The organism is Ruegeria sp. K11, from assembly GCF_056531905.1.
The window spans coordinates 381,416-394,535 of record NZ_JBQFMP010000001.1; the positions used below are offsets into that span (position 1 = coordinate 381,416).

General features: G+C 60.8%; 13 protein-coding genes. 7 read left to right on the forward strand and 6 right to left on the reverse strand.

The window, feature by feature from the left end:
• Nucleotides 1-54: 54 nt before the first annotated feature.
• Complete coding sequence (speB, locus tag ACR0K4_RS01925; protein WP_480515240.1) at nt 55-1,002, forward strand: agmatinase; 948 nt, start codon at nt 55-57, stop codon at nt 1,000-1,002.
• A 65-nt stretch (nt 1,003-1,067) separates the two neighbouring features.
• Entirely contained in the window at nt 1,068-1,475 is a 408-nt protein-coding gene (locus ACR0K4_RS01930; protein WP_480515238.1) for a DUF1499 domain-containing protein, read from the forward strand.
• On the opposite strand, the gene ACR0K4_RS01935 is transcribed toward ACR0K4_RS01930, so the two are convergent.
• A complete protein-coding gene (locus ACR0K4_RS01935) occupies nt 1,416-1,703 on the reverse strand; it encodes a hypothetical protein (RefSeq protein ID WP_480515237.1) in 288 nt (95 codons plus the stop codon). The genes ACR0K4_RS01930 and ACR0K4_RS01935 overlap by 60 nt on opposite strands.
• Before the next feature lie 63 nt (nt 1,704-1,766).
• Between ACR0K4_RS01935 and prfA the strand changes: the two genes are divergently transcribed.
• The 3 genes from prfA to ACR0K4_RS01950 all read left to right on the forward strand — a co-directional run bounded on the left by prfA (nt 1,767) and on the right by ACR0K4_RS01950 (nt 4,474).
• A complete protein-coding gene (gene prfA, locus ACR0K4_RS01940) occupies nt 1,767-2,822 on the forward strand; it encodes a peptide chain release factor 1 (RefSeq protein ID WP_480515887.1) in 1,056 nt (351 codons plus the stop codon).
• Complete coding sequence (prmC, locus tag ACR0K4_RS01945) at nt 2,819-3,664, forward strand: peptide chain release factor N(5)-glutamine methyltransferase (protein ID WP_480515235.1); 846 nt, start codon at nt 2,819-2,821, stop codon at nt 3,662-3,664. Before prfA ends, prmC begins: the two co-directional genes overlap by 4 nt.
• Nucleotides 3,665-3,904: 240 nt before the next feature.
• Entirely contained in the window at nt 3,905-4,474 is a 570-nt protein-coding gene (locus tag ACR0K4_RS01950) for a DUF4167 domain-containing protein (RefSeq protein WP_480515234.1), read from the forward strand.
• A gap of 55 nt (nt 4,475-4,529) precedes the next feature.
• Here ACR0K4_RS01950 and rsmA read toward each other — a convergent pair whose 3' ends face one another.
• The 5 genes from rsmA to lptG all read right to left on the reverse strand — a co-directional run bounded on the left by rsmA (nt 4,530) and on the right by lptG (nt 10,922).
• Nucleotides 4,530-5,372, reverse strand: a complete 843-nt coding sequence (rsmA, locus tag ACR0K4_RS01955; protein WP_480515232.1) for a 16S rRNA (adenine(1518)-N(6)/adenine(1519)-N(6))-dimethyltransferase RsmA — start codon at nt 5,370-5,372, stop codon at nt 4,530-4,532.
• Between the two features lie 84 nt (nt 5,373-5,456).
• Entirely contained in the window at nt 5,457-6,422 is a 966-nt protein-coding gene (gene pdxA, locus ACR0K4_RS01960) for a 4-hydroxythreonine-4-phosphate dehydrogenase PdxA (protein WP_480515230.1), read from the reverse strand.
• Nucleotides 6,419-7,663, reverse strand: coding sequence for a peptidylprolyl isomerase (locus ACR0K4_RS01965; protein ID WP_480852600.1), 1,245 nt, complete (start codon nt 7,661-7,663; stop codon nt 6,419-6,421). The genes pdxA and ACR0K4_RS01965 overlap by 4 nt, the downstream gene beginning before the upstream one ends.
• On the reverse strand, nt 7,654-9,822 hold the full coding sequence (locus tag ACR0K4_RS01970) for an LPS-assembly protein LptD (protein WP_480852601.1): 2,169 nt from the start codon (nt 9,820-9,822) through the stop codon (nt 7,654-7,656). Before ACR0K4_RS01970 ends, ACR0K4_RS01965 begins: the two co-directional genes overlap by 10 nt.
• On the reverse strand, nt 9,822-10,922 hold the full coding sequence (lptG, locus tag ACR0K4_RS01975) for an LPS export ABC transporter permease LptG (RefSeq protein WP_480852602.1): 1,101 nt from the start codon (nt 10,920-10,922) through the stop codon (nt 9,822-9,824). Before lptG ends, ACR0K4_RS01970 begins: the two co-directional genes overlap by 1 nt.
• Before the next feature lie 230 nt (nt 10,923-11,152).
• Between lptG and ACR0K4_RS01980 the strand changes: the two genes are divergently transcribed.
• The gene (locus ACR0K4_RS01980) at nt 11,153-12,619 is read left to right on the forward strand and encodes a leucyl aminopeptidase (protein ID WP_480852603.1); all 1,467 of its coding nucleotides are present in this window, start codon (nt 11,153-11,155) and stop codon (nt 12,617-12,619) included.
• 6 nt (nt 12,620-12,625) lie between these two features.
• Nucleotides 12,626-13,087, forward strand: a complete 462-nt coding sequence (locus tag ACR0K4_RS01985) for a DNA polymerase III subunit chi (RefSeq protein WP_480852604.1) — start codon at nt 12,626-12,628, stop codon at nt 13,085-13,087.
• Nucleotides 13,088-13,120 lie beyond the last annotated feature (33 nt).

The window sequence follows — 13,120 nt, forward strand, 5'->3', positions numbered from 1 at the left end:
GGTTAGGCATAATTCCGGTATCTGCTGGATGAGGCACCAGATCGGAGAGAACACATGACCCAATACAACCAACCGATTGGCGGCAACGATCTGGCGCGGTTCTCGGGGCCGAATACGTTCATGCGGCTGCCGCAGGCGGCCTCGCTGGACGGGTTGGATGTGGCGGTGCTGGGCATTCCGATGGATATCGGCACCTCATGGCGGTCGGGCACGCGGTTCGGACCCAAGCAGATCCGCAGCGAAAGCGCGATGATCCGGCCTTATAACATGGCCAATGGAGCGGCTCCGTTCGATAATCTGCAGATTGCCGATATCGGTGATCTTGCGATCAACACCTTCTCGCTGGCAGACAGCCTGAAGATCATCAAGGACAGCTATGACGGTATTCTGGCGCAGGATGTGATCCCGGTGGCGATGGGCGGCGATCATTCAATCACCCTGCCGATCCTGCGGGCAATTGCCGAGAAACATGGCCCGATGGCGCTGGTTCATGTGGACGCCCATGCCGACGTCAATGATGAGATGTTCGGCGAGAAGGAAACCCACGGCACCGTTTTCCGTCGCGCCTATGAGGAAAAGCTGATCGTCGCCGACAAGACCTTCCAGATCGGTATTCGCGGCTCGGGCTATGCCGCCAGCGACTTTTCCGAAGCGCAAGGCTGGGGTTTCCAGCAATTCCCGGCCTGGGAGTTGTGGCAGCAGAACCTGACCGAGATCGGATCCCGCATCCGCAAGACAATCGGCGACCACCCGACTTATATCACCTACGATATCGACAGCCTTGATCCGGCTTACGCCCCCGGAACCGGCACGCCCGAGATCGGTGGGCTCACCACGCCGCAAGCGTTGCAACTGATCCATGCGCTGCAGGGGTTGAAGGTGGTGGGTTGCGATCTGGTCGAGGTCTCTCCGCCTTACGATCCGTCCGGTAACACGGCGCTGACGGCGGCGAACCTGCTGTTCGAAATGTTGTGCATCCTGCCCGGTGTGACGTCACGGTAGCGAGGCTGTTCCGGTCTTGCCTGACAGGGTGATCCGAATAGTTTGAGCGAAACGAAAGGTTCGGGATGAAAAAGATGGTTCTGCTCGTGCTGGTTGCGTTGGTCGTCCTGGCCGGGGCCTACATTCGCATGGCTCCGTCCGATCCTGTTAAATGGCATGTCGCACCTGACGCAACGACCGATCTGGACATGCGGGGCGGTGTTGTCCGCGTTGTCGAAATCGGTCCGGATGGGTTGGCCCGGCTCGACACACTTGCGCGCGCGACTCCGCGAACCGCGGTGCTGGCCGGGTCGGTGGAAGAGGGGATGATCACCTATGTCACCCGCACCAAGGTGTTCGGGTTTCCCGACTATACGACCGTGCTGCGAGACGGTGATACGCTGCGCATTCATGCCCGTCTGCGGTTTGGACGGTCAGATTTTGGGGTAAATCGTGATCGGGTTGAAGGATGGCTCGTCGCCCTCCAATCCTGAGGATAAGCAGCCGTCCTGAACCTCGCGCCACATCGGCACGTTTAGCGACATCTGGCATTGCGCCATAAACATGCGTCCGTCCACCTGCAAACAGATCATCTCGCCCAACTCGATGCGCGAGCCGGATTTATCCGTGCAATAACAATCGCGAACCTTGCCATCCGGACCGACATAATCTGCCATCGCAGGTGTGACAATCAGCGAAAAAACGAAAAACAACCCCTTCATGACGGTTAGCTTAGCATATGCTGGGGCCTTGACCAACGCTCCCGGATGATAGACACCGCCGGGATGATCCCCGAAGAACGCCTTGAACAGATAACACAGCGATTCCAGTACCTCGAAGCGGCCATGGCCGATGGGGCTTCGGGCGGGGATATTGCGGCTTTGGCCAAGGAATATTCCGACCTCAAGCCGGTGGTCGATCAGATCATGGGGTGGCGCCAATTGGTGGCCGATTTGGCCGAGGCGCAAGCGATGCTGGCCGATCCGGACATGAAAGAGCTGGCGGAAGAGGAAATCCCCGACCTGCAGGCCCGAATCCCCGAGGCTGAACACGCGCTGCAACTGGCGTTGTTGCCCAGGGACGCGGCCGACGCGCGCCCGGCGATGCTGGAAATTCGCCCCGGGACAGGTGGCGACGAGGCGGCCCTATTCGCCGGAGACCTGCTGCGCATGTATCAACGCTATGCCGAAGCGCGCGGCTGGCAGTTTGAGATCATCGAGGAACAAGCCTCGGATCTGGGCGGCATCAAAGAGGTCGTGGCGCATATCAAGGGCGATAACGTTTTCGCGCGGATGAAATACGAATCCGGCGTGCATCGCGTGCAGCGTGTCCCGGAGACGGAAAGCGGCGGACGTATACATACCTCCGCCGCGACGGTGGCGGTGCTGCCCGAGGCCGAGGATGTGGACATTCAGATCGACGCAAATGATATCCGTATCGACACGATGCGCAGTTCGGGGGCAGGTGGGCAGCATGTGAACACCACCGACTCGGCGGTGCGGATCACGCACCTTCCCAGTGGGATCGTGGTGACCAGTTCCGAGAAATCCCAGCACCGCAACCGTGAGATTGCGATGCAAGTGCTGAAAACGCGCCTTTATGATCTGGAACGGCAGCGGATCGACAGTGAACGGTCCGCCGATCGCGCCAGTCAGGTGGGCTCGGGCGACCGGTCGGAACGGATCAGGACCTATAATTTCCCGCAAGGGCGGATGACCGATCACCGTATCAATCTGACGCTGTATAAGCTGGATCAGGTGATGCAGGGCGATCTGGATGAGGTGATTGACGCATTGACCGCAGATGATCAGGCCCGGCTGCTGGCGGAGATGGCGCAATGATCGCGGCGCTGACAGCGGCTCAGGCCATGGTGGCCGCAACAGCGCGTTTGCGAGCGGCCGGCGTACCCGATCCGGCGCGGGACGCACGGGTTTTGCTGGCCCATGCGGCACGGATCGAAGCCAGCCGGGTGACGCTGATCGCGCCCGAGGAACTGCCGGTCGATATCGCAGAGCGCTATGACCAGCTGATATCGCTGCGCGCCATCCGGGTGCCGGTTTCGCATCTGTTGGGAGAGCGCGAATTCTACGGCCGCCGCTTCAAGGTCAGCCGCGATGTGCTGGATCCGCGCCCCGAGACCGAGACGCTGATCGAGGCGGCGTTGAGTGAGCCGTTCGATTATGTACTGGACTTGGGCGTGGGGTCGGGGTGTATCCTGATCACTTTGCTGGCGGAACGGGCAAGCGCCTCGGGGCTGGGTATTGATCTGAGCGAATCGGCCTGCCTGCAGGCCAGCGCCAATGCCGTCCAGCATCAGGTGCAGACGCGTTTGGAAATTCGGAAATCCGACTGGTTTGGCGACATTGATGGTAGATTTGACCTCATTGTCTCCAACCCGCCATATATTTCGATTGATGAAATGGAGGCTCTGTCGCCGGAAGTGCGCGAACATGAGCCCAGATTGGCCCTGACCGACGAAGGGGATGGTTTGGGGGCATATCGCCGGATCGCGGCGGGCGCGCCGGATTTTCTGATGCCTGACGGGCGGTTGCTGGTGGAAATTGGCCCAACGCAGGGCGTGCAGGTCTGTGCCTTGTTCGATGCGGCCGGGTTGTGCGATACGCGGATTATCCCAGATCTGGACGGTCGTGATCGCGTCGTTTTTGCCCGAATGCCCCTTTGATCGGGCGTTTTGAGGCTGAAAAACGCCGATCAATGTAAAAAAGCTGCGAATTGTGGGACAAAGCTCTTGTCTGAGGCCTCAGGACGTGTTTACTCAGGATTAGTCGGAGAGGTTGACGCTGTCTCAGCGGGCCCCTGACGCCAAGCCCAAAAACGTCGACACCGTGTCACATCTAAGGCCTTTGAGCAGTGTAAGACGCGGACGGATCGACAGTGTAAGACAAGGCTGACGTAAAGTAAGATGAGATCTTCCAAATCCCGCTCGCGGGCCAAGAATAACCGCAATCGCCCTTCTGGCGGCAACGTCGTTAACCGGGTTTTCGACAGCTCGGGTCCCGAAGGCAAGGTGCGTGGCACGCCGCAGCAGATCATAGACAAGTATAACCAGCTGGCCCGCGATGCTCAGCTTTCCAATGACCGTGTGGCGGCTGAGAACTTCCAGCAGCACGCCGAGCATTACCTGCGCTTGCTCAGTGAGGCGCAGCGTGAAATGGAAGCGCGCCGGGAAGAGCAGGAGCGGCAGAACCGCGAACGCCAGGCCGAGCGTGACCGTGAACGCGCCGAGCGTCAGGAACGCGAAGCCGCGCGCCAGGCTGACCCGGCGGAAGCACCACAGCCGGATGTGATGGGTTTCACGCCCGATGTCGCGCCGGAAAGTGGTCTGGTCGAGACGCCGGAAAGCAAAGGTTCAGAGCCTGCCGCACCGGAGAAAAAGGAAAAGCCGGCACGCAAACCCCGCGCCCGCAAGCCCAAGCCTGCAGCCGAGGATCCCGCCAAGGACAAGGGTGATGCGCCGGAAGCGGCTGAGTAAGCCCTGAGCGATCGATTTTGCAAACCCCGAGGCCCGCGCTTCGGGGTTTTTCGATTCAGAGGTTTTGAACTTCGCGAGCGAGGGCGCAGAACGCCTCGAGCGGGACCTGCTCGGCGCGCTCGGTCGGTTGAATACCCGCGGCCAACAGACGGTCTTCGATATCCGGGGCGACGCCTTTCAACGACGCGCGCAGCATTTTGCGTCTTTGATTGAAAGCGGCTGCGACGACGCGAGACAGCGTGGATGCATCGGCTGGAAAGCGAGGTTGGGGCAGAGCGGTCAGGTGGACCACGGCGCTTGAGACCTTTGGTGGAGGGGTGAAGGCCCCGGGCGGCAACGACATCGCGATGCGCGCCTCGGCCCGCCACTGGGCGAGGATGGCAAGGCGGCCGTAGGTCTTGCTGCCGGGCTGTGCCACGATACGTTCAGCCACTTCACGCTGGAACATCAGGGTCAGGCTTTGCCAGAACGGCGGCCATTCGGGCGGCGTTAGCCAGCGCACCAGAAGTTCGGTTCCCACGTTATAGGGCAGGTTGGCAGCCACCCGGATGGGCGGTGTCAGATGTCTGAGCGGGTCGATTTCCAGTGCATCGCCGTTGATGACATCCAGACGTCCGGGATAGGCAGTTGCGATCTCGGTCAGGGCGGCAATACAGCGGGTGTCTTTTTCGACCGCCACAACTTTGCGCGCACCCTCGGACAGCAACCCCCGGGTCAGACCGCCGGGGCCGGGGCCAATTTCCAGAACGTCGCATTGCGTCAGATCCCCGGCCTGACGCGCGATCTTGGCGGTCAGGTTGAGATCCAAGAGGAAGTTCTGGCCCAGCGATTTGCGGGCTGAAAGCTGGTGGGTTGCGATGACTTCACGCAGCGGAGGAAGGGTGTCGATGGCGCTCATGATCCAATCACCGTGGCGCGTTTTGGCCGGGCAGCGCCAGAGGTTTTTTGCCTCCGGCGGGGATATTTTCAGCCAGGTGAAGCATCAAGGGGTTTGTGCCATACGTCGGGCGAGTTTCAGAGCCTCGATCAGGCTGGTCGGGTTGGCAATGCCTTGTCCGGCGATGTCCAGCGCAGTGCCATGGTCGGGCGAGGTGCGAATGAAGGGCAGGCCCAGCGTCACGTTCACGCCCCGGTCGAAATCCAGCGTCTTGATCGGGATCAGCGCCTGATCGTGATACATGGCAATGGCCGCGTCGTACCGCGTGCGTGCAGCCGCGTGGAACAAGGTATCCGCCGGGTGGGGCCCGGTGAGTGTGTAGGTATCAGGGTTCAGGCTGGTGATCAGATCGTTGATCCAGTCAAGCTCTTCAGAGCCCATTTTGCCGCCTTCACCGGCATGGGGGTTGAGACCGGCGATAGCGATCCGGGGCGTGGCGATGCCGAATTGGGTGCGAAGGCCGCGGGCTGTGATCTCGATGGTTTCCCGCAGCAGATCCGCCGTCAGTTTTGCGGGAACCTGAGACAGAGGGATGTGAATCGTCGCTGGGACCACACGCAACTGGTCGCTGGCCAGCATCATGACGACCCGATCTCGGCCTGCCAGCGCGGCCAGAAATTCAGTGTGACCGGGATAGGCAAACCCGGCACCATCGATCAGGGCCTTCTTGTGGATCGGCGCGGTACACAGGGCTGCGGCCTTGCCGGATGTGACCAGAGACACGCCGTCCTTGATGGACTGAATGACCTGTGCTGCATTTTGCGGATCAGGGCGGCCCGGCACGTTCTTGGATGGGAAGTCGAGCTGCAGGACCGGCAGCGCATGGGCGCAGATGGATGATGCTGCTGACGGATCGTCGATCTGTTGGGTTGGCGTGCCTTTTGGCAGGTGGTCTGCGTCACCGATATAGAAAAACGGGCAATCCTCGCGCAGCGCGGCCCAGGCTTTTGCGGCGATTTCAGGTCCTATTCCAGCCGGATCGCCGCAGCTGAGCGCAATTGGCGCGGTCATTGATCGACGATGACGGCGTCGGCTCTGAGCTGTTCCAGCAAGCTGTCGGAAAACGCCTGAAGCCGTTGTTGTGTCAGCGCGTTGGCCACATCCGCGCGCGATGTGTCCTCGCCCAAATCGCGGGTGCGTCCACACAGCATCAGGAACATCAGAGTTTGTCCGTTGTTGCGCGTCAGCGCGGTGGACACCTCATTGGGATCCAGCTTGCCAAGCTCCAGTGCGATGTCGCGGGGGATGTTGGCCGGGCTTGCCGTGGTCCGCTCCAGTACTTCAGGAGACTGATCCTTGACGATCCCGTAGAGGTCATCGCAATTGTCCACGTTTTCAGTCAGCTGAGCGGCGGCAGACAGGGTTTCTGCGCTGCGCCCGCCGGGCAGCAGGTATACTGCGTAGTCGATCTCGGAATATTGCGGCGTGCCTGCCGCAACCTCGCGCAACCCGCGCATCTGGAACAGGGCCACGGCGTTGGGCAGGGAAATCGGCTCGGTAATCTGGCCGTTTTCCAGACCCAGAATGACCGGTTGAAGGGCCGGGGGCAGGTTGCTCAAGGGCAGCCATTCCAGCCGTCCGCCATTGTCACGTGTGGCTGCCGCTGAATACTGTGTAGCTGCTGACGAGAACGCCTCTTGCCCTGTCAGCAGCGCGATTTCATCCGCCAGGGCCTGAGCTTGCGGCAATGTTTGCGGGGTCACGGGGATGATGATTTCCGACAGCAGAACTTGCAAACCGCCCCCGCCGCCTTGCCCGAGCGCGCGATTGATCTCGTCTTCGCTGGGACGGGCCTGCGACAGAAAGCGGGCGCTGATATAGTTGCGCCAGGCCAGTTGGTCGGCAATGAAATCCCGTACGGTTTCCTGATCCACGCCGGCTTCGCCGAGAATTTGCAGGAACTGTTCGGTGGTCAGTTGGCCGCGAGACGCGAATTCGTCGATCCCGGCCTGAACATCCTCGGGCGAGGCGGAGATTCCGGCCTGTTGCATCGCCTGTTTGCGCAACCGGTCGTCGATCAGAGCCTGCCGCACTTCGTCTTCCGAGCTGCCGGGGACACCGAGCAGGTCGAGGAATTGCTGGCGTTGCTGCAGCTCGTACCAGGTGACGATGTCCTGATTGACTCGCACAGCCGGCGAAAACAGGCTTTGCGCAAATGCCTGCGGGGCAGAGGTGGCAAGCACTGCCGCGGTCAGAACGGCCTTACAGGGGCCGGAACGGAAAAAGGTGGTGAGTCCTGAGATCAGCTGCATGTCTTTTTGAACTTCTTGCCTTCGCCTGCGACAGAATACCCGGTGAGAGCTACGGTAAAGCCGAATTCTGTCGAAGGCTCAATACTTGATGTCGATGTAAAGCGTCGGCTGACAGACATGTTAACCTGAACGCATTCGTTTCTGTACGTGAGGCCAAACCCATACCGCAAGGGTTCAGTTTCGCTCACATCATAGCGCCAGCTTGCGCGGGTCAGCCAGTTTTGGTCGATGGCATGACGCCCGGTCAGCAATATCTCGGAGATTTCGTCGCCACCGGTTTCCGCCTCATCGGGTTCCAGCCAGACATAGCTACCGGTCAACAGTGTTTCACCCTGTGACCAAGCGCTTCGAATTTCGGCCTTGGTAAAGCTGAAATCACTGTTGAGAAGACCCCGCGCGGCCAGAGACAGCCCGTTGCCATTCTGCAGTTGCCCGGCCAGCAGGACGTCCGACTTGGATCCCTGCAAGCCCGAGGTCAGTGTGAAATCGGGGTCTGAGTCGCTGCGGAACACCTGTCCTACGGTTGCCCGCGCCTGCCAGCCGCCGGGTGCAAATCGGGCCCAGTTCAGGCCAAACACGGCAGCAGTGCCGTCTTCCCTGCGGTCTTCGGCGGGAAAGCGGGACAGGGACAGCAGGTTGCCCTGATCGAATTCCTGAAAGGTGCTTTCATCGTTGGGAACATCCGTGTTGGTCACATGAGTCCATCCCAACTGAGCGATGGGTTCCAGATATTGGGTGGCGCCCCCCTGTTCGCGCCGGACCATCGGATACCGCAGGGTAAAGGCGGCGCGTGGCGTTGCCCGGGTGATCTGGTTGGGAAATTCGCTGTCATTCTGGATGTCGAACGTGTCGACCGACGCCCCCAGTTGCGCCTGTGCCCGCAAGCCGGTCGCAAAGGTCCAGCCGCGCAGCCATTCGGCATCTGCCGTTGCGCGCGCCACGTCGCGGCCCAGAACGTCCTGACTGCTGGTGCGATGATGGGTATGCCCGATAAAGGCCAGTTCAACCTCGCCGCCGGCGGACTTGGGGAAATACCGTTTTCGATAGTCGATATCGAACACGCGCGAGGGGATTTCATCCTGATCCTCGCTGTCGCGCAGCGTTTTGAAATGTATGAAGCTGGTCCGAAACGCGGTATCGCGTTTGATCCGTTCCAGCGCGACTTCGCTGCGCAGGCGGTCAAGGTCGGGGTTTCCGAACCCGTAATCGGCCAGATAGGCGTCGTCCGAGGCGGTCTCGATATCAAAGGTCAGCCGGAAATCGTTCTTCAGAAGGAAATAGCCGTCCGCAAAGAAGAACCCGCGATCCTGATCTTCCTGCAGGTCGTCCCGGGTATGAGCGCCGCGCAACCGAATGCGTCCGTTCTTGAAGGCTTGCCGATACCGATAGCCCAGAGTGCGTGTGTTGGGCGAAAGATACGGCGTCAGCGTCAGGTCCTTGTGATCCCCAAGCTTGAAGAAATACGGCACTTGCAAGCCGGTTCCCAGCTGCGAGGTGGTCCGGATCGAGGGCACAAGGAAACCCGTTGCCCGGTCCAGAGTCGGGTCGGGCAGGCGCAGGACCGGAAAGTAGAAAACCGGCAGGTCCAGAATGCGGAACTGCGCGCCTTCGAAATACAGCTGCCTCTCAAGCTGATCATGGGTGACCTTGCGGGCACGGATTTGCCAAAGCGGGGGCCTGCCATTGGCGCAGACATGGCACGAGGTCGCGGCCACTTTGCTGAACTGCGTATACCGCCCCGACACCCGGTTGGCCTGAACCGATGCGACCTGCACTTGCTGGTCGAACACCATGCGCGCTCCGGTCAGCAACCCGTTCTGGATGCCGCTGTCCAATTGCGCGGAATCGGCCAGCAGAGTGGACTGCCCGCCCTGATCGATACGAATCGGACCGGTCAGGTTCAGCTCTCCGGTGTCGCGGTCAAAGGTTACACGGCTTGCCGTCAGCTTGGTATCGCCCTGATAGGCTTCGACATTGCCTTCGGCGACAAGAAGGCGGTCGGGCGTGATGAAAATCTTGTCCGCGATCAGCAGAGCCGGCTGGTCCTGCTGGGCGGCATCCGCGGGCGGTTCCGGGGCGGTCGGGTTTGACTGAGCCATGACCTCGGGCGCGGTCAGTGCCAGCGCGCCAAGCATAACCAGAGGAAGCAAACTGCGCATCAGCCGTCCTCCGCATGTAGCAAAAGGCCGAGCGACAGCATGATGGCGGCAAACGGCGGCGCCCAGGCAGCGACCAGAATGGGCAGCTGTCCGTTTTCCCCCAAAATCTGCGCGAAGTTACGCACGAAATAGATACCGAACCCCAGCAAAACGGCTGTCAGGATCGCGATGCCGGTGCCGCCGAAACGCACATGGCGCATGGTAAAGGCGGCTCCGATCAGGACCATCGACACCAGAAACAGCGGGCGGGCCAGCTGTACCTGCAGCCAGACTTCATATTGCTTGGTGGAAAAGCCCGCTTCGCGCAGGTCGCGGATCAGCTGCGGCAGGTCATAGACCGAGACCGATTCCTGTTTGCCCAGCGTGTCCAGAATCCGGTCGCGCGTCAGCGTTGTCGGCAGGTTCAGAACCTCGTGGCTGATGGCGTTGGCTTCGGGGTTCAAATCGTCCTGAATAGGCCAGACCTTGGCCTGATGCAGCGCCCAGTGTCCGTTCTCAAGCTGGGCCGTCTTCGCCGAGATCTGCTCGTTGGGTTTGCCATCCGCCGAAAAGGTCGTGATCGTGACATCGCGCAGCCCCAGCTTGTCGCCGTTAAGGGTGCCGGTGGCATGGATGACGGACTGTCCGGCGGCTGATCCTTGCCGCAGCCAAAGCCCTTCGCGGCTGATGGACAGGGTCGAGCTGCCATTGTTGCGATAATCATCTGACAGGCGCTGGAACTCTTCCGAAGTCGCCGCCGAGATCGGATTCAGCAGGGCCACGGCCAGAACCCCAATGACAAGCGCCAGAAAGCACGGTGCGACCAAGGCCCGGATACCCGAGCGTCCGATGGCCCGCGTTACCACCAGTTCCGAGCTGCGCGCCAATCCGACGAACAGGGCAATCGTCGCCAGAATGGTTAGCAGAGGCAGCATTTCACCAATGGCGGCAGGTGTATTCAGCAGCGTCAGTTGCAAAAGTTGCCCGAACGACAGTTTGGCGTCATCGAAGCGCCGGACCTGTTCGATCAGATCGATCAGGATCATCAGCGTCAGAAAAATCCCGCCGATCACAACAAAGCTTTGGATAAAACGCCGGGCGAAGTAACGGTCTAGGATCACGCGGACGCTCCGGGGTGTGCGTGATCGAAGAGAATCACATAAGCCGCGTCACCGCGCAATAACATGCGCGACGGCCTATGCCTGCCGAATACTGCCAAGATGTTTCCCCCGATGCCTGCCGGTTATTTTCCGGCGACCTTACTGCAATTGCGACGCTTGGAAAACTGATATCTGGTCAACTGCGACCTTGCGGGCTAGGTCTTGGGGAACGCATTGAACAGGAGCATGGCATGAGCAGTTTGGTACCGGTCCGTTTTACCCCCTTTGATCTGGATGCAATGGCTGCGGCCGAAGGTCGTGTGGCCATTATCATCCCCGAGGATGGCAAGATGAACCCCGCTGCGCGGCGCGCGAACCGGCTGACCAAGGGCGCAGTGGCACGCCTTGTCGAAAGTGACCGGTTCGGCAAGGCCAAAACCGGCGACGTGATCTCGCTGGCTTGGCCCGCCGGGATGGCTGCCGAGGCATTGGATGTGCTGGTTCTGCCGCGCCGTCCCGATGCGGATGAAGCCCGCAAGGCGGGGGTCGCGCTGGCCAAATTGTCTGGCGGCAAGGCGCTTCTGGTCATGGCCTCCAATCAGGTGAGAGTCGCGGATCTGGCACTTGGGATTGTGCTACGCAGCTATGATTTCGACGCGCACAAGACCAAGGACTCGGACCCGATGGGCGAGGTGGTCATCAGCCATTCGAAATCGGATGAGGCTGAAGCCACGTTTGCCCCCCTTTATGCAGTGGCGGACGGCGTACGCATGACCCGCGACCTGACCAACGAACCGGCCAACATCCTGACCACGACCGAGTTCGCCGACCGTCTGGCCGAGATGCAGGAACTGGGCCTTGAGGTGGAGGTTCTGGAAGAGGACAAGCTGGCCGAGTTGGGCATGCGAACGCTGCTAAGTGTCGGGCAGGGGTCGGACAGCCCCTCGAAAGTGGTGGTCATGCACTGGAAAGGCGGGGACACCGATGACGCGCCGCTGGCTTTGATCGGCAAGGGTGTGGTGTTTGACACCGGCGGCATCTCGCTGAAACCGGCCGGTGGCATGGAAGACATGACCATGGATATGGGCGGTGCGGGTGTCGTCGCGGGGACCATGCGGGCGCTGGCCAAGCGCAAAGCCAAGGCCAATGTTGTGGGGCTGGTCGGGCTGGTCGAGAACATGCCCTCGGGCAATGCCACGCGCCCGGGCGATGTGGTGAAGTCGATGAAGGGTGACACGGTCGAGATCATCAACACCGATGCCGAAGGTCGTTTGGTGCTGTGTGACGTGATGTGGTACGCGCAGGAGCGGTTCAGCCCGGTGGGCATGGTCGATCTGGCGACGCTCACCGGTGCCATCATCATCGGGCTGGGGCATGAGAATGCAGGTGTGTTTTCCAACAATGACACATTCTGCGAAGCCTTCCTGAAGTCGGCCAAGGCCGAAGACGAGGGCGCATGGCGGATGCCCTTGGGCGACGCATATGACAAGATGCTGAAATCGCGGATCGCGGATATGAAAAATGTGGGTGGACGGCCTGCCGGATCGATCACGGCCGCACAATTCCTGCAAAGGTTCGTGAAAGAGGACACGCCGTGGATTCACCTGGATATCGCGGGTGTGGCCTCGGTCGCTGCCGAGACCTCTTATGCGCCGAAGGGGGCAACCGGGTGGGGCGTACGCGCGCTGAGCCGGTTTGTGCAGGACAATTTCGAGTAACGTATTATGGGCGCTGTCTATTTCTATCACCTGACCCAACGTCCGTTGGAGCACACTTTGCCCGTGTTGCTGGACAAGGCGCGGCAGGCCGGGTGGCGGATTGCCGTGCGCGGAACGGAGTCCGCACGGATGGACTGGCTGGACGAAAAACTGTGGCTGGGGCCCGAGGACGGGTTCCTGCCGCATGGCCGTGCCGGAGGACCGCATGACGCAGCTCAGCCGATCCTGCTGACAACCGGCGAGGCCGAGGCGGGCAACAACCCGGCCTGCCTGATGTCGGTGGACGGGGCAAGCGTTGCACCGGATGAGGTGAATGGTCTGGAACGGGTATGTATCCTGTTTGATGGCAATGACGCCGCCGCGGTTCAGCATGCGCGCGGGCAGTGGAAGGCTCTGACCGGCGCGGGGTGTGCGGCACAATACTGGTCCGAGGAATCGGGTCGTTGGGAAAAGAAGGCCGAGGCGTAAGCCGATCGGCGATGCATTTCAGGAGAGCGACGG